Below are 20191 nucleotides of genomic sequence, written 5' to 3' on the forward strand. Positions count from 1 at the left end.
GATGCTGTGCATCGTAGCGGGCAGCCTGGCTTGGCGCAAACGAGTATTTGACATCCAGATATTCATCAAATGCATTTCTTGTTTCAAAAAAACCCTGAAAATGCCTTCAATCCGCTTCACAAGTTCCATAACAGCATGAAACGCAAAATCCCCTCCACCCAGGCCCTGGCCTGCTTCGAGGCCGCGGCCCGGCACGAGAGCTACACCCGCGCCGCGCAGGAACTGGCCCTCACGCAAAGCGCCGTCTCGCGCCAGGTGACGGCCCTGGAAGATTTTCTCGGCGTGGCCCTGTTCCGCCGCACCCGGCACGGTGTGGCGCTGACGCCCAGCGGCGCCAACTACTGGCGCCAGGTGTCGCGCCGCCTGCAAGGCCTGGAGCGTGACACGCTGGACGTGATGGCCCACCAGGGCCTGGGCGGGGGGCTGGTGCTGGCGGCCGTGCCCACCTTTGCCACCCGCTGGCTGATCCCGCGGCTGCCGGATCTGGCCCAGCGCCACCCCGACCTGGTGGTGCACATCGAAACCCGCACCCGCCCGTTTCTGTTTGCCGACACCGAGTTCGATGCCGCCCTGTACGCCGGCACCCCCGAGCAGGTGGCCAATTGGCCCGGGGTGCGGGCCGTTCACCTGCTGAGCGAGGACGTGGTGCCGGTCTGCAGCCCCGACTGGTTGCGCCGCCGGGGCCTGAGCCCGGGCGGGCTCACACCGCAGGCCCTGGCCGGCCTGCCCCTGCTGCAGCAAAGCACTCGGCCCTATGGCTGGCGGCAGTGGTTCGATGCCCAGGGCGCCGAGGCCCCGCGGGCCATGGAGGGGCCGCGCTACGAACTGTTCTCGATGCTGGCGGTGGCCGCCTCGCATGGTTTGGGGGTGGCGCTGATGCCGCCGCTGCTGATCGAATCCGAGCTGGCGCGCGGTGAACTGGTGCTGGCCTGCACCGCCTCGCTGCAGGGTGAGCGGGGCTATTACCTGGTCACCCCCGCGCAGGACGACCCGCCGGTGCTGACGGCTTTTCGCGATTGGTTGATGGGGCAGGTGGCCCAGGCGGGTGGGGCGACCCCGCTGCAGCAGGCGCAGGGCGCGGCCGCTTGAAAACTGCGTTTTTTTAGCATTTACAAGCGCTTTGTTCATCCGCGGCTGACAGGTTTCCGTTAGGCTTTTGAGCTTTGCCCGAACCGCTTGCCAAGGACGCTGCCTTGAACCCGAATTGCCCCGAAGTCCCCCTGACCTCTGTCCTGTTGCGTCGCCGTCTGCTGGGGGTGACGGCGGCCTTGCTGGCGGCGCCGGCGCTGGCGTCGCCCTCCAAGAACAAGGGCCATGCGGCGCCGGCCGGCAAGGCGGTTGCAGCCAAGGGCAAGGCGGCACCGGTGCGCGGCGGACGGGCCGCAGCGCCCGCAGCCGCGGCGTCGCCGGCCCCGGCGCCCCGCATCGTGCAGCGGGAGCCGGCCCTGGTGCCGCGCCTGACCTCGGCCGCGCCCGAGGGGCCGCATTACCTCGATGCCTCGGGCCTGATGCGCGCCGACATCAGCGAAGGCCTGCCGGGCGTGCCGCTGGAGCTGCGTTTCGTGGTGGTCGACCAGACCGCCATGCCTTTTGCCGGGGCCTTGGTCGATGTCTGGCATTGCGATGCGCGGGGCGTGTACTCCGGTTTTGCAGGGCAGGGCGACAACGGCGACATCGACGCCCGGGGGCGCAGCTTTCTGCGCGGCCGCCAGGCCACCGACCGCAATGGCGTGGCCGCCTTCCGCACGATTTACCCCGGCTGGCATGCCGGGCGCACGGCCCACATCCACTTCAAGATCTGGAACGGTGAGCGCACGGTGCTGACCTCGCAGCTCTTCCTGCCCGATGCGCTGAGCGAATACCTGTACAGCCAGCAAGACGCCTACCTGCGCACCCGCCTGCGCGACACCCTCAACAGCACCGATGCCGTGGCCCTGCAGGCCGGCAACAGCGTGGTGGGCTCGGTGCGTGAAGAGCGCGAGCAATATGTGCTGACCCTGGCCGTGGCGGTGGACCGCTCGGCCCGTCTGCCCGCCGAGGCCACCGATGCGGCCGCGCCCGGCGCCGCAGCCAACGCCTTGCGCCTGGACATCGACAGCCCCGAGCGCCGTCAGGCCCTGGTGCCGGGCCTGCGCCGCTGACCCTGCACGATCTATCCCCGCCCACGCTGGACAACATTGTGGACAAGCCGTGGGGCGGGCGGGGAGGGGCTGTCTAAGCCCTTGATTCCATTGGGAAAGCCTTGCGCTGCTCAAACATTGAGCAGGTGGATGATTCAGGCCCTCCTAGGCCTTGAAACGGCATCGAAACAGCGCTTGTTGCGCCCCGTCCCCGTTGAAAACGGGCTGCACCGCACCGTTTGCCGGGCCGGCATGAGCTGCGGGCAGCGTGCGGCCGTGTTGTCCCTGTCAAACGAGGAGAACCCTGTGGACAAGCCGTGTGGCGAGCCCTATCAACTGGGCTAAGTTGTTGATTTCAAAGCGCTGTTCTTGCGCTGCTCAAAAAACGGGCAGTGCTGGCGCGGGGGCGCGGTGGGGGCGCCGGCCGGAACCGGGCTGGGGCGCAAACGCGTTCGTCTGGGGCCCTGAAAATGGCGCTGCCCCATGCAAAAAGCCCTCGGGCACGGGGCTCGCGAGGGCTTTTGGGGCCTGGGGCAGGGGCCTGCACCCAGTGGCTCGGGGAAGGAGGCCTCAGCCGCCCTTCTTGGAGCGCTTGCCAGGGTTCTTCTTGCTGCGGGTGGCCACGCCACGCTCCAGGCTCACACGTTGGCCGCGGCCACCGGTGGGGTTGGGCATGCCCGGCAGGGGGGTGGGGGCGGGAGTGCGCTTGCGATCAGCTTCGGTGACGATTTTGTTGCCCATGGCGTTCTTCTGTACAAAAGGTTGAAACCCCCTATTAGGCCACAGGTCGAAAGTCCCCAAGCCAAACTCTGACCTGGCCCAGGGGGCCGGCTTGATGCGCAGGTGACCTTGCGCACCGGGCAGTCTCACTAGAATCGCGCTGCCCGCGGGCCCCGGCCCGTTGTTTTCTTCAGCCAACAGAGGTGCCGATTTGCCCTTGCCCGAACCCAGCCCACGCCGCCCCTCGCACACCCGCGAGGTGCTCTACAGGGCTTTCCAGCGCGACGATGGCCTGTGGGACATCGAAGGCGAAATGCGCGACACCAAGAGCGAGGTGTTCGACATCCCGGGCGAAGGCCTGTGGCAGCCCGGCGAGGCCATCCACCACATGCACATCCGCCTGACGCTGGACACCGCTTTCGTGGTGCAGGACATCCACGTGGCCATGGACAGCGTGCCGCACGGCGAGTGTCCTTCGGCCCAGGCCACCATGCGGCGCATGGTGGGTTGCTCCTTGTCGGGGGGCTGGCGCCAGACCATCGAGCGCCATCTGGGCGGCGTGCAGGGCTGCGCCCACCTGCGTGAGCTGCTGTTCAACATGGCCACCGTGGCCTTCCAGGCCCTGCCCAATGCGTTTTCGGGCGATGCCGAACGGCCGCCGCTGCACCTGGGGCGCTGCAAGGCCTGGGACTTCGACGGGCCGCTGGTGCAGAAGCACCACCCCGTGTTCTTCGGCTACCAACCCAAACCCAAGAAGCCGGCACCGCCTCAGGCCTGAGGCGGGCTGCCCCAGGATCAGACCTCTTCGCCCCGCAGGCCCTTGAGGCGTGCGACCTCGGCCTTGAGCGTGCTGTTTTCGGCGGTCAGCTCGACGATGGTCTGGCGCAGCCGCGCGATCACGCCTTCGGGGGTTTCGGGCTCGGTGCGCTCCACCGCCTTGGCGGCGCGCACCTTGCGCGCGGCCTGCTGCAACTCTTTCTTGCCCCCGGCTGCGGCGGCCACCTGTTCCTCGACCGGCAGCGTGGCCACGGTGGCGGCCGCATTGATCGAGATGGTGCCCGACTTGACGGCGGCCACCAGCTCAGGCGCGGCGGCCTTCTGGATCTTCTCGATCTGCACCATGGTGGCATTGCTCACCCGGGCCGCGCGGGCCAGGGCTTCGCGGGTCAGGGCGGCATCGGGCTCGGCCGGGGTGGCTGCGCTGGTGGGGGTGGCGGCGGTTGTCGTGGCGTCGCCTTCCCAGGGCGGGGTGTCGGTGCCGGTCTCGGCGCTGGGCTGCAGGTCTGCCGGGGCCGAAGGTGCCGGCGTGGGGGCGGCAGGCGGTGTCTCGCGGCTGGCGATGATCTCTTTCTTGCGCAGGGCCAGCACGCCGCGCTGGAAGTCGCTGAGGCTGCGGCGGCCCAGGTGCTGGTCGATCATCCACAGGCGCACGTCATCCATGGATTTGAACTGGGTGTTCTGCACCGTGTTGAAGGCAATGCCATGCTTCTGGCAGATGCCGTAGCGGTTGTGGCCGTCCACCAGCACGTTGCCCCACAGCACCAGGGCATCGCGGCAGCCCTCGGCCAGGATGCTGCGCTCCAGCGCGGCGTGTTCGTCGGGGGTGAGGGGGTCGATGTAGGCCAGCAGTTCTTCGTTGACGATGATGTCCATGGCGGTCAATAGCTTCGCGGGAGGCGCGCCGCCGGGCGGCGCGGGGGATGGGATGGGGTGGAGCGGCCGGCATCAGCCTGCCCAGGGCCGTCGTCCGGGCGTGTCGGCGCCCTGGGCGGTGGCCCGGGCTCGGCCGGCCGCGCTGCAGAGGGTGGCCGGGCCGGGGGCGCCGGCGGGGTGCGGAGTATAGCCCCAAGCGCCGGCCCGTCGGCCGTGTCCGGCGCTGTGGTGGACAAGGGCATGAGCGGCACTGCCACTCCATCAGGGGTGGGGGCTTGTGCGGGTTTTCCCTAGATGTTAAGATCGAGCCTTGTCTCCCGGTCAACCCTGTTGATCGTTCATCCTCAAGGCCCAAAACCTTGGGGATTTTTTCTTTCTGGGCCCGCGCTATGCCTCGGCCCTGCCTGCAACCCCCCCAAGCCCCCGCCTCACCGCCAGAGCGTGTGCGCTGTGTGCGCTGTGTGCGCTGACTGTGCCGTCAATCCCCCATTTGGATGCATTTGCGCTGCTTTCGTGGGGGGCACCACAGCACGCGTCTACCCCCTGGCATATTTGTAAGTAAACGCTACATTTGCTCGATGTCCACTTGTGCCCTGGCCAATCTGTGATCCGCTTCGATCTGCCCACTGTGATTGCCTATGCGGGCGTCATGAGTTGCATGATGGGCTTGATCCTGGGCTTCATCGGCCGGGACCGCACGGCCTCCATCAAGGGCCTGAATTTCTGGGCGGCCGCCACGCTGGTGGCCGGGCTGGGCACCCTGACCCGCATCCTGCTGCGCAACTTCACCTCCGATGCCGTGGCCATCGGTGCGCAGAATGTGTGCCTGATCCTGACGGCGGCGCTGTTTCTGGCCGGCACCTGCGAGTTTTTCGATCGCCCCTTGCCGCGGCGCTTTCTGTGGTCGCTGGTGGCTGTGGCCTCGGCAGCCATGGTGGTCTTTGCCAGCTATGAACAAGGCCCCATTCACCGGCGCATCTTTGCCAGAAGCGTTCTGGTGGCCTTGTATGCCTACCATGCCTGGGTGATTCATCGGCAGGAAAAGACCTTTGCCAGGTACCTGACCCTGGGGTCGCTGCTGATGTTGCTGCTGTTGATCTCGGCCCGCGCCGTGGTGGGCTACCTGGTGCCGGAAAGCGATGGGGTGGATTCCGTCGAGATCATGCAGGTGGTCTATGCCGTGGGCTTTTCATCGGCCGATGTGCTGATCCCCATCTGCGCCATCTTGATGACCCACGAAAACATCCGGCTGATGCTCGAGGACATGGCCTTGCGCGACAGCCTGACCGGGGCCCTGAACCGCCGCGCCCTGTTTCAGTTGGGCGACAGCGCCCTGGCGGGTTGCCAGCGTCGCGGCCAGCCGCTGTCGGTGCTGCTGCTGGACCTGGACCATTTCAAACAGATCAACGACCTGCAAGGCCACCACGTGGGCGACCTGGTGCTGAAGCACTTTGCCGACTGGGTGCAGGGCATTCTGCGCCGCCCGGCCATGCTGGCGCGCTACGGCGGCGACGAGTTCGTGGTGGTGCTGCCGGGCACCACGCCCGAAGACGCCGAGCAGGTGGCCGAGCGCATCAGGAGCGGCCCGGTGGCCCTGCCGGAGGTGCCGGTGTGCCATGTCAGCATCGGGGTGGCCAGCTCGGTACAGGGGCATCTCGAAACCCTGGCGGCGCTGATCCAGCGCGCAGACAAAGGGCTTTACCTGGCCAAGAACGCCGGGCGCAACCGGATCGAGACGGTCGGGGCCTAGTGCTGGCCCGGCCTGCGGATGCGGTGAGGGGCGGCGAGGGGAGGGCCGGGCTCAGTTCAGCAGCGCGTGCCGGCTGCCCGAGGCCTCCAGCCGGAAGCGTGCCACCACCTGGTTGAGGCGCTGGGCCTGCTCGCTCAGGCTGTGGGCGGCAGCCGTCGATTGCTCCACCAGCGCGGCGTTCTGCTGCGTCATCTGGTCCAGCTGCGACACGGCGGTGTTGACCTGGTCGATGCCCTGGCTTTGCTCGGCCGTGGTGGTGGTGATGTCGCGCATCATCAGTGTCACGCGCTCGATGCTGCTCACGATGTCGTTCATGGTCTGGCCCGCATCGCCCACCTGGCGGGCGCCGGTCTCCACGTTTTCGACGCTCGAGCCGATCAGCGCCTTGATCTCGCGCGCGGCCTGGGCCGAGCGCTGCGCCAGCGAGCGCACCTCGCCGGCCACCACCGCAAAACCCCGCCCTTGCTCGCCGGCGCGGGCCGCTTCCACGGCTGCGTTCAGGGCCAGGATGTTGGTCTGGAAGGCGATCCCGTCGATCACGCCGATGATGTCGGCAATCTTCTTCGAGCTGCCATTGATCTGGTCCATGGTGCGCACCACCTCGGACACCACATGGCCCCCGCGCTCGGCCACCTGGGCGGCCGAGCCGGCCAGGTTGGCGGCTTGCGAAGCGGCGGCCGCGCTCTGGTGCACGGTGCTGGTGAGCTGCTCCATGGCGCTGGCCGTCTGCTGCAGGTTGCTGGCCGTCTGTTCGGTGCGTGCGCTCAGGTCCTGGTTGCCCGATGCGATTTCGCTGCTGGCGGTGGAGATGCTGTTGACCACCCCGTGCACCTCGCGCAGCGCCTGCTGAAGCGCCGAGCGCATGCGGTCGACGGCCTGCAGCAACTGGCCGGTTTCATCGCTGCTGTAGCTGGCCTGGGGCTGGCCCGTCAGGTCCATGTCGGCAATCTGGTGGGCGATGGCCTGCGCCTTGCGCAGCGGCACGGTGATGCTGCGCGCCAGGGACCACGCCAGGGCCGAGCCCAACACCAGGCCCAGGCCGGCGCACAGCACCAGCAGCATGCTGGTCTGCGAGCGCAAGGCCTCGCTGCGCTGGGCCGATTCGTCCAGACGCTTGCGTTGGCGGTCGGCCACCTCCTGCACCGAGGCCAGGTACTGGCGCGAGGTGGGCTCGAACACCTCGGTGAAGGCACGCGCCGCGGCATCGGCATCGCCCGATTTCTTGTGCTTGCTGACCTCTTCGCGGGCGCTCAGGTAGGTCTTGCGCAGCTGCGCCACCTTGTCGATCAACTGCTTGTCGTCGGGCGCGGTCATCTGGGCTTCGACCTGCTTCTGCAGGTCATTGGTCAGGCGGATCGACTCGGCCGTGGCGGGCGCAAAGTACTCGATCAGGGCGGCGTCGCCACTCTTGGCAATCGCCGCCGCGCGCTGGATGCCTGCCGTGGTGTGGCGCAGCCAGTCCGAGGTGGCCCGCTCGGTCTTGAGGTTGATGGCCAGCATGGATTCGGACACCTCGCCCATCTCTTTGAGCTTGATCACCGCGACCAGGCTGCTGAGCAGCGACAGGGCCAGGATCAAGCCCAAAACCAGCGCCAGGCGCTTTCCGATGGAGAGTTGTGTGAGGAACATGATGGCAATCGGTGGCGTACGGTGGCAGACAGTGTTCGAAAAGAACATTTGAATGTGCCACAAACCGGTGCCTGCGTGAGCACCGGATTGGTGCAATGCAACACGCTGTGAGCGTTTTGGTTATGAAACTGCGTTTTCTTTGTCGCGTACTTGTCTATTGACGCCGGACCGGCGGGCCTGGCGGGGGCCCAGGCGTGTGAAACGCGGCATTGAACGCTAGCATCTGCGCCATGCAACGCAGACACTTTTTGGCCCTGCAAGTGGGCGCTTTATCAGGAATGGCCATGGCAAGCAGCCCCATCACCCAGGTTCAATCACTCGACGACGCCCTGCGCTGGCTCGATCAGGTGGACCAGGCCGGCAGCGTGCGCAGCAGCACCGACTGGAAGATGCTGGCCGTCTTCGAGCACCTGGCTCAAAGCATCGAAATGAGCCTGGACGGCTTTCCGCAGCCCAAGAGCGCGCTGTTTCAGCAGACCGCCGGCACGCTGGCCTTTTCGTTCTTCAAATGGCGCGGCCACATGAGCCATGGCCTCACCGAACCCATTCCCGGTGCGCCCGCGCTCACCCAGCAAGATGCGTGGAAACCCGGCGCCTTGCGCCTGCGCGCGGCCATCGCCCGCTTCCAGGCCCACACCGGCCCGCTGCAGCCCCACTTTGCCTACGGCGCCCTGAGCCGCGCCGACTATGCCCTGGCCCACACCTTCCACATCGCCAACCACCAGGACGCGATCGTGGTGGCCTGAGGGCCCCACCTGAGCCCACCCTTGGGTGTGCTGGGCACACATGGCGGCTGACGTCCAGGCGGGCTGCCGAGGCTGCCGAACTGGCCGGGTGTTGCCATGCATCAAAAGGCCGGTGCGCCAATCGAACACCATGGTGCCCATGGTGACGCGCAGGCAAATCATCCTCGGTTCGGGCGCTGTGGCCTCATGGTTGGCCGGCTCGGTGGCTTGTACTTCAAGTGTGGGCGAGCAAGAAGCCGCCCGCGCCCTCAGGCGGCCGCTGGCCGCCCACATCGGTGACCCGGTGCTGCGCATGCGTGAGCTGGTGCGGTATGCCACCCTGGCCCCGTCCAGCCACAACACCCAGTGCTGGCATTTCCACTTGCAGGATCGGGCGCTGGCCATCACCCCGGATCTGTCCCGCAGGTGTACCGTGGTCGATCCGGATGACCACCATCTGTATGTATCGCTCGGCTGCGCCACCGAAAACCTGGCCCACGCGGCGCTGGCCGCCGGCCTGCAGCCCGACATCCAATTCGACCCCGCCGGCCTGGGCACCCTCCACGCCCGGTTCACCCCCACCCGCCCCAGCGAAACACCGTTGTTCCACGCCATCACGCAGCGCCAGTGCACCCGGGGTCTTTACGACGGCAAACCCCTGGCCAACATGGAGCTGCGCCTGCTGCAGCAAGCAGGCACCGGCGAGCGCGTGCAGGTGCTGTTGCTGACCGAACGCCCCGCCATGGAGCAGGTGCTGGATTTCGTCATCGCCGGCAACACCGCACAGATGGAGAGTGCCGCTTTCATGGCCGAGCTCAAGGCCTGGATCCGATTCAGCGCCGCCGAGGCCGAGAGCACGGGCGACGGCCTTTTTGCCGGCGCATCCGGCAACCCTGCGCTGCCGCGCTGGCTGGGCAGCCGCGCCATGGACCTGTTCCTCACGGCCCATTCTGAAAACGACCGCTATGCCCAGCAGATCCGCAGCTCTGCGGGCCTGGCCGTTTTTGTGTCAGAGCGCAGCGACCCGGCGCATTGGATCGAGGCCGGCCGCTGCTACGAGCGCTTTGCGCTGCAGGCCACCGCGCTCGGCCTGCGCAATGCCATGGTGAACCAACCGGTCGAAGTCGCTGCGCTGCGACCGCAATTGAGCGCTGCACTGGGCCTGGGCCCGCAAAGACCGGATCTGGTGGTGCGCTTCGGGCGCGGGCCGGGGCTGCCGCAGTCGATGCGTCGGCCCGTGGAGGCCGTGCTGGTGTGAATCGCTCTGGCCGCAGGCTGGGCCCGACCCGAGCGCGTGGGCGGCCCAGGACGGCCAGGCAAGCCATGTCAAAACCCTGACAAAGGCTCGCCGAGGCAATGAGTGATGCGCCCGCGCCACGCCCTTCATCCTGCGGTAGACCCGCGATTCAGGGGGCGCTAGTCTAGATCCATGCACACAAGGCAAGCCCGCGATGAAGCGCCGCAAACCCGGCGGCAGATCAAACGACAGGCCCAGCGCCAGGCCGCGCTGCCACCGCCTCGGGACTACCCCGAGAGGGATGTGGCGCCCTGGAAACCGATGGGCTGACCCCTCGCCCTCTGGGCCTCCCTGCAAGGCCCTGTTGTCTGATCTGGTGGCCCTTGACTGGGGCGGACTGACCTCGTCTGCGGTGAATGCTGGGGCGTGGCCGCACCCTCAGCCGCAGCCACCAGCACCCGCGTCAGGGCTTGGGGCTGACCAGGGGCGCGCGCATGTCCACAATGGGCTGATGGGCCGCGTTCTGGTCCAGGCGGCCTGTTGCGGGCTCTTGGCGCAATGAGCCCTGGGGCACGGTGGTGACCAGGATCGACATCCGACCGGCCTGGCAGGTCGCGATCGCGATGCCCCCGACGCCACCAGGCTGCGGCCGGACGGTGACCGTCAAAAGGTTCATCCCCTCGGGCTGCAGGCGCCAGAAGCGGTGCTGATCACGGGGGGCCAGTTGCAAACCGTCGATGCCATAGAGCGTGACAAGAGAAGGGGCCTGCTCCACCTCACCCAAGGCCAGCGTCAGCTTCCAGGCTTTGGTGGGGCCGGCCGCCCCGACGGCCTCGAAGCGGCGGAACACCGTGATGCCCGAGCCTTGCTTGCCATCGGCAAAATGGTCGATGCGCTGCCAGGCCGCATCGCCACGGATGTCTTTTTCGGGCCGGGCCTTCAGAAGGCGCCCGGCCCGGGCTTGCGACAACGGGCCGGCCAGCGCCGGGCAGGCACGGGCGGCATCATTCGCGGCCTCACCCGTGGCCACATGCTCGGCCACATGCTCGGACGCCCCCGCGGGCGGTGCTGCAGCCAGGCCAGGCGAAGCGCCAACCCCCAGCGCCATCGCCAGTGACATCCCCAGCGCCGGCAGCAGGGCGTGCACTTGCGGCGTCAAGACGCGGGTGCCCACAAGGAAACCGTGAGCCCGCACTGATTGCCATTGGTCAGCGCGGCCGGGTTGGCCAGATTGATCTTCAGCGTGTAGGTGGTGCCTGCATTGGCGTTGAATTGGCCGATGTCCTCATTCCAGCCGTAGATCGGCACCGACTTGCCATCGCTGCCGCGGGCATTGGCGAACACCAGGCCCCCCGACACCGCATTGCCCAAGGCGTCGGTCATCCGGACCCCAAGAGGGCCGGTTTGCGCAGCCGTGACGGTGAAGCGCTTGCTCATGCCCAGGCCATTCGAGTTCTTGGCCCCGGCAAGATTGCTGTTGAGGCAGAAGCTGGGGGCCGACGGCGTCAGGTTGACGCCCTTGGCGCCGTTGCTGGCATTGGCCGCCAGCGCCAGGTACAAGACCTCCAGGTCGGCGGCCCCGCCGCTTGCGGCACTGCCGATCGCGGCATCGGCCGTGGCACCGGAGGGCAACTGCCCCAGGGCATCGACGGTGCGGATATTCTGGCTTGCAGCCAGGGCCTGCACCGCCCCGGCCAGGCCCGGATTCTGGCTCACGAAGCCATTGAGGAAACTGAAGATCGTGGCAGACGTGTGGCCATTGGCCAGTGCCGTCGTCGCGTTCCAGAAATTGTTGAACCCATACTGCGTCCCCAGGGAGTACAGCAGATAGGCAATCGCATTTTCGGCATAGAAACCCACGGTGTTGCCGGCACCCAGCGCAAGGGGCTGGGAAATATCGGTTGAAAAACCGCTGGCCTGGTTGGGCCCACTGGAGTCAGAGTAGTACTTCGACTTGGCCAGCAAACCACCGATGGCCGTGCCAAACCCCTCGCCATAGGCCAGCGAGGCATCCTTGAATTCTCTCGAAGAATGGCTGCCGCCCGGGTTGTCTGAATAGGACGCTGCATATTGCAGATAGTGTCCGAACTCATGCCCCACCACACCCTGGTCAAACTCATCCGTGTCGACATTCGCCTTGCCCAGAATATAGACACCGGGGTAATCGCCGTTGGAGCTGAAATGCGAGGTGCCGATCTGGCCCTGTGCCAGGTCACCACGCTGGGGCGCGTTGTTGGGGCTCCAGTAGATATTCAGGTCAGGCAGGCTGACATTCGGGTTGGTGGCGGCAATCATCGTCGCCGCGTTGTAGACCACATCCAGGATGGAAAACGGTGCCGACTGCCTGGCCCCGGTCACATTGCCATTGGCATCAAACCCCAGCGCCGCATTGAGCGACACCACATTGCCGGCCGCCACCGTCTGCACCGTCGGCGACGACAGCGTGTACAGCGGCTTGATGGACCCCGCCACCGTGTTGTCGCGCAGCATGAAGTTGTACTGCGGCCCCGTGGTGGCCGCACCCCGGGTGGCTGAAACCTGGGCGCTCACCTGCACCACCACGTTCTTCCCCGAGGGCACGCCATTGAAAATATAGAGGCCATTGGCGTCTGTCACCGTGGTGGCCAACACCGCATTGGCATTGTCCGCATCCAGCAACTGAACCACCACCCCACGCACATTGAAGTTTCGCAGCGCCGAATAGATCAGCCCGCCCGAGGCCGAGTCGATGGTCGGCGCATCCGCCGTGATCTGCCCGGTGAGCACCCCGGGGCTGGCCACCAAGGCCGCACGGATCTGCTCACGCGACAACAGCCGGCCCGCCACCGGCAGGCTGGTGAACTTGGGCCGCATCCGTTCAAGCAAGGCGGCCTGGGCCGAGCGCGTGCTGCCCGCCACGATCTGAACCGGCGCCCGGAAGATCGAGGTGCCCTTGTCCGACACCGCCAACACAGCGCTGCCCAGGGCCTGCGCCGGGCAATCCGCACTGATCTGCATGACTTCGCTGTCTTCTTCCAGATCATCAAACGAAATCAGGTCATGGACCAGGCAAGGGCTGGAGCCCAACGTCACGGTCAGCCCCAGGCGAAGGTTCGTGCCCCAAAGGTCGATGGTCGAAGCCTCGCCAGCGCTCAGCCGCTGCGTACCGCCCGCATCAACCTGAACCAGGCCATCCTGCGTGTCAAACCCCTCGATCACCGCCGCCTTGAGCTCAGTCGGTGCCAGCGGATCACTCACCGCCGTGCCCGAAGAGCCCCCGCCACAGCCCGCCAGAAACACAGAAAAAAGGCACGCCGCAGCCGCCGCAGACCTGATGGATTTCATGATTCCCCCCGCTCCTTGTATGGTGTTTTCGGCAGGGTAGGGGAAATCGTAAATTTTTGTCAAGTTGGTGTTTGGGGTGCAGAGATGCGCTGCATCGTCGCGCTGCTGTGTTGGCGAGGGCGCAAAAAAGCCACCTCAAGGGGTGGCTGATGATGCTCAATGTCTTTTTGCTCTTACCCATCTGCGGCACCTGGGGGCTTGCTTGATGTGTAAGTGTTGCCGGGGCCGGAATCGAACCGGCACGCCTTGCGGCGGGGGATTTTGAGTCCGGATGAAAACTCAATGAAATCAATCACCTATGTTGAAAATGTTCCGCATCTTCTGCTGTTGCTTTGCAGGTGAAAAAATGGAAGGCGGAACATGTTTGTATTCTTTGAAACGCTCCGCTGGGCCGGGTTCGCGTCGGAATCAACAAGCTCAACTTTCCTGGCGGGCGACGGCAGGCGACACCACCAATGACACCGAATTGGCCATCCTTGCGGAGGATAGCGTGACGCATATGAATGAGGAGCGAACACAAGTTGCAAACGACCGCCATGGTGCTTGTGCCTTGACCAACCAGGCTCGGCTGCATACCGATGCCCTAAATCAGCGCCTAGTGCCTGGGGTACAGGGGGTTGCGGGGTGACGCGTACCGAACGCCCCCTTGTCTCTGAGTCGGAAGCATAAAAACGTACTGTCAGTCAAATTCCGATCTGAATAGTGCTTATAATTCGGTCACGGCGGCACGTCATCGTGCTGCTGCGGTTAAAAAGATTTGTTACGTCTGACCCGGAAAGGCAAAGGCTCAGTGATCAGGGCTTCAGTTGATGAAGTCCGCTACGCAGACAGTATGCGTGGCTTGTAACGCGGCGCAGCTAGCTCAGCTAGCGGCGACCTGCAGGACAACCAAACCCTGCGGAGTGCGAAGTCCAGTTCGGCTTCCAACTCTGGTGGGGAAGGTTGAGCTAGCAGCGTGCAACTGTGGTGGGCTTGGTAGGTGTCGAGTTGGCTCCTTTACGGCGCTGCCTTGAAACGGGGAAGCAGGGCAATGGTGCCTTGTAAAGGAGGTCCGAATGGACAAACAAATCTTGGAAAACCACATCAACGGCTTGAAGAAGGCCCGCGATGCATGCAGAAGCCAACTCGACACTGGTGCTATGAAGGAACTGGAGGGTGCAATTACGACGCTGGAGAAGCTTCGTGATCATCCCCAGGGCGCAGTAGACGCGGAAACGCATAAGCTGCGCGTCCTCCAAGCCATCGCGGCGTTCGTCACTATCGTGACGAACATCCGAGACTGGCTGTGAGGCCGTCATGGGCGCCCCAAGCCCATTCTTTGTTTTTCGAGATTGCACATGAACATTGGACAAGCCATTCAGCTCGCTAGATCAAAGCGCAAGCTTTCACAGGCTGTGCTGGCGAAGCGGGCTGGTATTTCAGTTTCATACCTCTCACTGCTTGAGCGGGGTCGACGTGATCCGCCTGTATCTACTATTCAAGGGATTGCTGCTGCGCTCGGTATGCCTGTAGAGATTCTTTTCTTTTTGGGTGCAGAAGAAGGAGACCTTGGGCAATTGAATCGAGACCTCGCTGGTCAACTTGCACTCACAGCGCTGGAGCTTCTGAATGGACCTCTTCCTGATCAAACCGAGATATCGAGCTAGTCCTATCCGAAGCATTGCTGCGTTGGCACGAAGCCTTCGTTGGGATGCGCTAGCATTGGTGGACATGGCCGAGCGAGCCAATGGTATGTGGCGCACTGTGAAGCCTAAGCCGGGATCAATTAGGCAGACATTCGATGCAATGGGGCCACTTAAAGAAATTCATCAAAGCCTGAAGCTCAATATTTTCTCCAAGGTGGATTTCCCTGAATACTTGCAGGGGAGCTTGAAGGGCCGTGACTACGTCTCCAACGCATCACTCCACAAAGATAAGCAAATACTAATTTGCGAAGACGTGAAGGGATTCTTTCCTTCTGTTGGTGCTGCCTATGTTGAGGATGTCTGGTGTGGCTTCTTTGGATTTGCACCTGACGTTGCCAAACTCCTAACAAAGCTCACAACGAAGGATGGATGTCTTCCACAAGGTTGTATCGCGAGTTCTTTTTTGGCAAATCTTGTGCTATGGCGGCACGAGCCTTTGCTGCATGCAAAGTTGGCACAACGTGGCATCACCTATTCCCGCTATGTAGACGACATGGTGATGTCGGCAGCTACCCATTTGGATAAGGCAACACAGACCTGGGTTATCGCCCAAGTTTATGGAATGCTTGCTCGGCATAACTTGAAGGCAAGTCGCAAGAAGCACGAAGTTTTCTCGGCTACTCAGCCGATGATTGCGACGAAGCTGATTGTCAACCGTAAGCCGTCGTTGAGTCTTAAAAAACGGTCTCAAGTACGGGCTCAAGTTCGGCAATTAGAGATTGCGGTCGGAACTGGCTTAGACGCGGAGGAGCTCCGAGATCTTGCAAATAAGGCGGCGCAACAAGTGGGTCAGCTTGGCCGTTTCCACAAGACTCAGGCTGAACACCTCAGGAATCGTATCGCAATTGTTCGCGGCACCTTACCAATCGAACACCCATCTATAATAACAGCGCCATCCAATGCTCCACTTAGTCAGGAGCTAAGCACGGGTAGTTTGTCTTCGAAGTAGAAAAACTAGGCAACTTGGCGCCGTTGCCCGTTTTTCCTTGTTCATATGCTAGTGCTTATCCTTTGACTTGCCTCTGTCGCTATGAGGTGGACTTTTGGCGAACGATATCAATTAGTTTTTTGACGTCATCGATACTAAGCTTCTCGAGTAGTTGGAATGCCGGTGGCTTCTCTGTATGTTTGCCATCCAGTGTGACTGATGCGTTATAAGCGACAGCGTCGATCGCTTTTGCAATCAGCGTCTGCTGGAGTTCCTCGGCATTAATTTTAAGGTCTTGGAGTTGCTTTTTGTAGCTTTCATAAGAGGAGGCAAGTGCCTCCTTATGAGCATATTCTTGTTGCAGTCGCTCATACTGGCTGCGACGTGTGGCGGAGAATATTGCAACCCAGAGTACTGGTGCAATAACCGGAATACGCATAAGTATCGTCCGGAGCAGCTCTTCCCAGTCGTGGGTTTGAACCAGCTTAATTTCGAGTGGCCAAAGGTTAATCGAATCCGTCACAACAGTAAGCCCTCCTAGCAAAAGCATTCCCATAGCTCCATAGAAGACGCGCGTGTACCAAGTGATTGGTGTTGAAAAGCTGTCTTTCATCTTTGTGTAAGCAGAAGCCAATCCTGCGCTTGCGGCACCAGGCAATAGGGCTTCGACTTTCTCAAAAAGGGCATCATGCCTTTTTTGGTGCTCCGACTCGAACTTTGTAAGTTGAGTCATCCGGTTATCCAACTCCTCCTTAAGCCCACCTTCCGGTATTCCATCAGTATCGTCCTCTCTTTTTCCAAAGATGCGATCATAGAAGCGATCAAGATCTTTGTACTCAGCATCAACAGAGGCAAGTAAGGACTTGATTCGTTCGTGGGCATCTTGAATTTGCTTCTCCGTGGTCGCAATTACCGCGGTAGTCGAAGTAGGCCCAATCATGAGCGCGTCATGGATGGCTTCGATCTCCTGATTTCGCTTTTCAATCTGAGCCAGCAAGCGTTTCACGCTGATGTCAACAGCATCATTGCCGTCAACTCCTGTGAAAAAATATGCTTCGATGTTACGGGCTTTGCGCTGAATTTCCTCGAGAACGTCTAGCCGCGCCTTGGCATCTCCTGTTGCAGTAGCGAGGACAGCTTGCGCTTGTGAGCCGCGCTCTTGAAACGCACGTGTATATCCGTTGACTTGCTCGGCGAAAGCGTGCACTGCTGCACCGATCGAATCCATTACCTGCTCTGGAGCCACCATGTATGGGCGAACGTATGTCAGTAGGTTGTCGGCATTTTCGTTTGCTGTGGCGAGGTGTGCTTCATTTCGCGTATCTCTATACATTCGAACCTGCGCAAGGCAACCTTCGGTTTGGCCGGCGCAATTGCTCCATACGGACCGAGGCGTGAGTTCCAGATCTGCATTGGCCACAACTTTGTCGATGAAGATCAGAACCTTTTTTAAGCGGGCAAGCTCTTCAACAGTCGTTGCGACAGTTTTGTCATCAACTTCGAGTTGACCAACCGTCTCCAGTAAATCTGACCAAAGTCGCTTGAACGGACTATTGTCAAACTCTTGTACCCATCGTGTCATTTGTTCTCCCTTGTGGTCAATTATTCCGCTGAACCAGAGATTGTCTGAAGGACTGCTCAGCTCATTTGCATCTCCTAGCAAAACCCAGCTGAGTTTTAAGGGAGTGTACTTCTGGTCAAGGTTAGATTGATCTGGGCCTGGGGCCGGTGCAAGGGAGTCCGTAAATGAGGGTTTGCGCAACATTCAACGGGTAGGTTTTAGCTTCGCGACGGCCCCATAGTGCCGCTGCGTCAGCCGCTTGTCGTCATGTTGAAGCAGTGCACTGGCCTCGTCCAATCCGCCCGCCAACTGCGCAGCCCGCTTCCGCATATCGCGCAGCACCATGCGCCGTATCTGGCGCATGAATTCGTCATCGTTGGCGATGGCCGCTTTGACATAGGCCTTGTTCCGCGCCTGGTCGTACCGGTAGCGCAGCATGCCATGAGTCACGCGCTTTCCGTCCATAGTGGACAGCAGGAACATGTGCGTGGTCTTGATCGATTTGCGGCGGGCAATCAGGCTAGGCAACACCTGGCTGACGTTGAGGTCGTAGTCCGCCTCCTATCCTGTTTTGCTAGCTTCCAGTCGTAAGGACTCCTTCTGCGGCATCAGCACATTGATGCAATCGGTCAGGCGCATGCCGGTGGCTGTGCTGAGGTCCATGCAGTCGCGTAGCAACTGGTCGCCCTCGTTGTAGACGGCCTCGAATAGCTCATCGAATACGACCATGCGGCGTGGCGTTTCCTTGTTTTTCCACTTGGATCGTTCCATACCGGCCGCGGGCCAGGGCTGGCGTGTGAGGCCTTCACCTCGGGCCCAGTTCCAGATGATCGACAGCAGCGACATTTCTCGGTTGCCCTGGGTCTTGGCCGTATGGGCCTTCAAATAGGACTTGATCGCTGGCAGATCGGCCTGATCCCAGGTCGAGTCTTTGAACACCCGGCGTATGGTGCGCAGGATTTCCGTGTGGCCTGAACTGACTTCAGTTGGATCGGGCGTGTAGGCGTTGCGTGTTGCTGCCAGCGGGGCCGCATGGCGATATGCGATATGCGAGGGCGCAAAAAAGCCACCTCAAGGGGTGGCTGATCATGCTCAAGGTCTTTTTGCTCTTACCCATCTGCCGCACCTGAGTGCTTGCTTGATGTGTAAGTGGTGCCCGGGGCCGGAATCGAACCGGCACGCCTTGCGGCGGGGGATTTTGAGTCCCCTGCGTCTACCAATTTCACCACCCGGGCAAAAAAACGCTAGAGCGAAATTATGGCACAGTGTTGGGCATGAATTACCCAACCATTGAAGATGCAGTCGGCAAAACCCCGTTGATCGCGCTGCAGCGCATCGGTGTGGCCGACAACCAGCGGCGTGGCAATGTGGTGTTGGCCAAGCTGGAGGGCAACAACCCCGCGGGTTCTGTGAAAGACCGGCCGGCGCTGTCGATGATCCGCCGTGCTGAAGAGCGGGGCGACATCAAGCCGGGCGATACGCTGATCGAGGCCACTTCGGGCAACACCGGCATCGCGTTGGCGATGGCGGCGGCCATCCGGGGTTACCGCATGGTGCTGATCATGCCCGAGGACTTGTCCATCGAGCGCGCGCAGACCATGAAGGCCTTTGGCGCCGAACTGCTGCTGACGCCCAAGAGCGGGGGCATGGAATACGCCCGTGACCTGGCCGAGCAGATGCAGCGTGAGGGCAAGGGGCGGGTGCTGGACCAGTTCGGCAATGCCGACAACCCCCGCATCCATTACGAGACCACCGGCCCCGAGCTGTGGGAGCAGACGGGCGGGCGCATCACGCACTTCGTGAGCGCCATGGGCACCACGGGCACCATCACGGGCGTGGCGCGGTTCCTGAAAGAAAAGAACCCAGCGGTGCGCATCATCGGCGCCCAGCCCAGCGAGGGTTCGCGCATTCCGGGCATCCGCAAATGGCCCGAGGCCTACCTGCCCAGCATCTACGACGCCAGCCTGGTGGATCAGCTGGTCTATGTGTCGCAAGACGATGCCGAAGAAACCTGCCGCCGCCTGGCGCGTGAAGAAGGCATTTTTGCCGGCATCTCGGCGGCGGGGGCCTGCTGGGTCGCGCAAGAGATTGCACGCGGCTGCGAAAACGCCACCATCGCGTTTGTCGTGTGCGACCGGGGCGATCGCTACCTGTCCACCGGCGTGTTTCCGGCCTGACAAGGCGGGCCTCCAGCGGCCTGCTGTGCGGGCCGGCGCCGTTTCACACCGCTTGCCTATCGCTGATCGCTGATTGCCCGAGGAGGGGTTTTTTCATGGCCGCAGATTTCCGTTTTTGTCCGCAATGCGCCACGTCGCTCGAATGGGTCTCACGGGCTGAAGACGGTGGCGACAAGCTCCGGCTGCGCTGCATGGCCTGCGATTGGACGCACTGGAACAACCCCACTCCGGTGCTGGCGGCCATCATCGAGTACCGCGGGCAGGTCTTGCTGGCCCGCAATGCGGCCTGGTCGGGGCGCATGTTTGCCTTGATCACGGGCTTCATGGAGGCCGGCGAAACGCCTGAAGAAGGCATTGCGCGCGAGATCAAGGAAGAGACCAACCTCGACGTGCTGTCACTGGATCTGGTGGGTGTGGCCGATTTTCAGCGCATGAACCAGGTCATCATCACCTACCACGCGGTGGCCGAGGGCGAGATCAGCCTGTCGCCCGAGCTGGTCGAGTACAAGCTGCTCGATCCGCAGGATGTGATGTGCTGGCCCGCGGGCACCGGGCTCGCGCTGGCCCAGTGGTTGCGGGGCCGTGGCATCGAGCCGCGCTTCATTGAGTTTCCACGGCGCGAAGATTGATGGGCCTGGATGGCGACCCGCGGGCCCGGTCCTGCGTAGAATTGCCCAAGACC

At 62.8% G+C, this 20191-nt stretch carries 20 protein-coding genes and 1 tRNA gene; 12 read left to right on the forward strand and 9 right to left on the reverse strand.

The window, feature by feature from the left end; all coding sequences use genetic code 11:
- Positions 1–135: 135 nt before the first annotated feature.
- Together L880_RS0118800 and L880_RS32865 are read left to right on the forward strand one after the other, a co-directional pair.
- Positions 136–1089 (forward strand): LysR family transcriptional regulator, encoded by a 954-nt coding sequence (locus L880_RS0118800; protein ID WP_027476984.1) that lies wholly within the window; start codon positions 136–138, stop codon positions 1087–1089.
- A 104-nt stretch (positions 1090–1193) separates the two neighbouring features.
- On the forward strand, positions 1194–2141 hold the full coding sequence (locus tag L880_RS32865) for a dioxygenase family protein (RefSeq protein ID WP_245615241.1): 948 nt from the start codon (positions 1194–1196) through the stop codon (positions 2139–2141).
- Positions 2142–2690: 549 nt separating this feature from the next.
- On the opposite strand, the gene L880_RS36065 is transcribed toward L880_RS32865, so the two are convergent.
- Positions 2691–2861 (reverse strand): hypothetical protein, encoded by a 171-nt coding sequence (locus L880_RS36065; protein ID WP_169737782.1) that lies wholly within the window; start codon positions 2859–2861, stop codon positions 2691–2693.
- A 196-nt stretch (positions 2862–3057) separates the two neighbouring features.
- Between L880_RS36065 and L880_RS0118820 the strand changes: the two genes are divergently transcribed.
- The gene (locus L880_RS0118820) at positions 3058–3618 is read left to right on the forward strand and encodes a DUF2889 domain-containing protein (protein ID WP_342669182.1); all 561 of its coding nucleotides are present in this window, start codon (positions 3058–3060) and stop codon (positions 3616–3618) included.
- A 17-nt stretch (positions 3619–3635) separates the two neighbouring features.
- Here the strand turns inward: L880_RS0118820 and L880_RS0118825 are convergent, their stop codons facing one another.
- Positions 3636–4493: a ParB N-terminal domain-containing protein gene (locus L880_RS0118825; RefSeq protein WP_027476987.1), complete on the reverse strand. Its 858-nt coding sequence runs from the start codon at positions 4491–4493 to the stop codon at positions 3636–3638.
- 658 nt (positions 4494–5151) lie between these two features.
- On the opposite strand from L880_RS0118825, the gene L880_RS0118830 reads away from it, so the two are divergent.
- Positions 5152–6243 carry a GGDEF domain-containing protein gene (locus tag L880_RS0118830; RefSeq protein WP_169737783.1) on the forward strand — a complete coding sequence of 364 codons (1092 nt, stop codon included), beginning with the start codon at positions 5152–5154 and terminating at the stop codon, positions 6241–6243.
- 51 nt (positions 6244–6294) lie between these two features.
- On the opposite strand, the gene L880_RS0118835 is transcribed toward L880_RS0118830, so the two are convergent.
- Positions 6295–7872, reverse strand: a complete 1578-nt coding sequence (locus tag L880_RS0118835) for a methyl-accepting chemotaxis protein (RefSeq protein ID WP_027476989.1) — start codon at positions 7870–7872, stop codon at positions 6295–6297.
- Between the two features lie 284 nt (positions 7873–8156).
- On the opposite strand from L880_RS0118835, the gene L880_RS0118840 reads away from it, so the two are divergent.
- Positions 8157–8618, forward strand: a complete 462-nt coding sequence (locus tag L880_RS0118840) for a DUF1569 domain-containing protein (RefSeq protein WP_245615243.1) — start codon at positions 8157–8159, stop codon at positions 8616–8618.
- A gap of 112 nt (positions 8619–8730) precedes the next feature.
- Positions 8731–9855: an Acg family FMN-binding oxidoreductase gene (locus tag L880_RS0118845; protein ID WP_245615245.1), complete on the forward strand. Its 1125-nt coding sequence runs from the start codon at positions 8731–8733 to the stop codon at positions 9853–9855.
- Between the two features lie 442 nt (positions 9856–10297).
- Here L880_RS0118845 and L880_RS0118850 read toward each other — a convergent pair whose 3' ends face one another.
- Positions 10298–10993, reverse strand: a complete 696-nt coding sequence (locus tag L880_RS0118850; RefSeq protein WP_157462982.1) for a hypothetical protein — start codon at positions 10991–10993, stop codon at positions 10298–10300.
- Positions 10990–13158 (reverse strand): hypothetical protein, encoded by a 2169-nt coding sequence (locus L880_RS0118855; RefSeq protein ID WP_157462983.1) that lies wholly within the window; start codon positions 13156–13158, stop codon positions 10990–10992. Before L880_RS0118855 ends, L880_RS0118850 begins: the two co-directional genes overlap by 4 nt.
- 298 nt (positions 13159–13456) lie before the next feature.
- Here L880_RS0118855 and L880_RS35765 point away from each other — a divergent pair, with 298 nt between their 5' ends.
- The 4 genes from L880_RS35765 to L880_RS35115 all read left to right on the forward strand — a co-directional run bounded on the left by L880_RS35765 (position 13457) and on the right by L880_RS35115 (position 15792).
- Positions 13457–13786 carry a hypothetical protein gene (locus L880_RS35765; RefSeq protein ID WP_157462984.1) on the forward strand — a complete coding sequence of 110 codons (330 nt, stop codon included), beginning with the start codon at positions 13457–13459 and terminating at the stop codon, positions 13784–13786.
- A gap of 427 nt (positions 13787–14213) precedes the next feature.
- Positions 14214–14447, forward strand: a complete 234-nt coding sequence (locus L880_RS0118860; protein WP_027476994.1) for a hypothetical protein — start codon at positions 14214–14216, stop codon at positions 14445–14447.
- A 48-nt stretch (positions 14448–14495) separates the two neighbouring features.
- Positions 14496–14804, forward strand: coding sequence for a helix-turn-helix domain-containing protein (locus L880_RS35110; RefSeq protein WP_084461442.1), 309 nt, complete (start codon positions 14496–14498; stop codon positions 14802–14804).
- Positions 14767–15792, forward strand: coding sequence for a reverse transcriptase family protein (locus L880_RS35115; protein ID WP_084461444.1), 1026 nt, complete (start codon positions 14767–14769; stop codon positions 15790–15792). The genes L880_RS35110 and L880_RS35115 overlap by 38 nt, the downstream gene beginning before the upstream one ends.
- A gap of 79 nt (positions 15793–15871) precedes the next feature.
- On the opposite strand, the gene L880_RS35770 is transcribed toward L880_RS35115, so the two are convergent.
- From L880_RS35770 to L880_RS0118895, 4 genes are all read right to left on the reverse strand, one after another.
- Complete coding sequence (locus L880_RS35770) at positions 15872–17536, reverse strand: hypothetical protein (RefSeq protein WP_157462985.1); 1665 nt, start codon at positions 17534–17536, stop codon at positions 15872–15874.
- Entirely contained in the window at positions 17537–17815 is a 279-nt protein-coding gene (locus tag L880_RS36455) for a hypothetical protein (RefSeq protein ID WP_245615247.1), read from the reverse strand.
- Between the two features lie 78 nt (positions 17816–17893).
- On the reverse strand, positions 17894–18271 hold the full coding sequence (locus L880_RS36460; protein WP_245615248.1) for a hypothetical protein: 378 nt from the start codon (positions 18269–18271) through the stop codon (positions 17894–17896).
- A 211-nt stretch (positions 18272–18482) separates the two neighbouring features.
- Positions 18483–18567: transfer RNA gene (locus tag L880_RS0118895), tRNA-Leu, on the reverse strand.
- A 39-nt stretch (positions 18568–18606) separates the two neighbouring features.
- Here L880_RS0118895 and cysM point away from each other — a divergent pair.
- The gene (gene cysM / locus L880_RS0118900) at positions 18607–19509 is read left to right on the forward strand and encodes a cysteine synthase CysM (protein WP_027476997.1); all 903 of its coding nucleotides are present in this window, start codon (positions 18607–18609) and stop codon (positions 19507–19509) included.
- Positions 19510–19604: 95 nt separating this feature from the next.
- Positions 19605–20138, forward strand: a complete 534-nt coding sequence (locus L880_RS0118905; RefSeq protein WP_027476998.1) for an NUDIX hydrolase — start codon at positions 19605–19607, stop codon at positions 20136–20138.
- Positions 20139–20191: the final 53 nt, after the last annotated feature.

The organism is Curvibacter gracilis ATCC BAA-807, from assembly GCF_000518645.1.
In the GTDB taxonomy this organism is placed as follows: domain Bacteria; phylum Pseudomonadota; class Gammaproteobacteria; order Burkholderiales; family Burkholderiaceae_C; genus Curvibacter; species Curvibacter gracilis.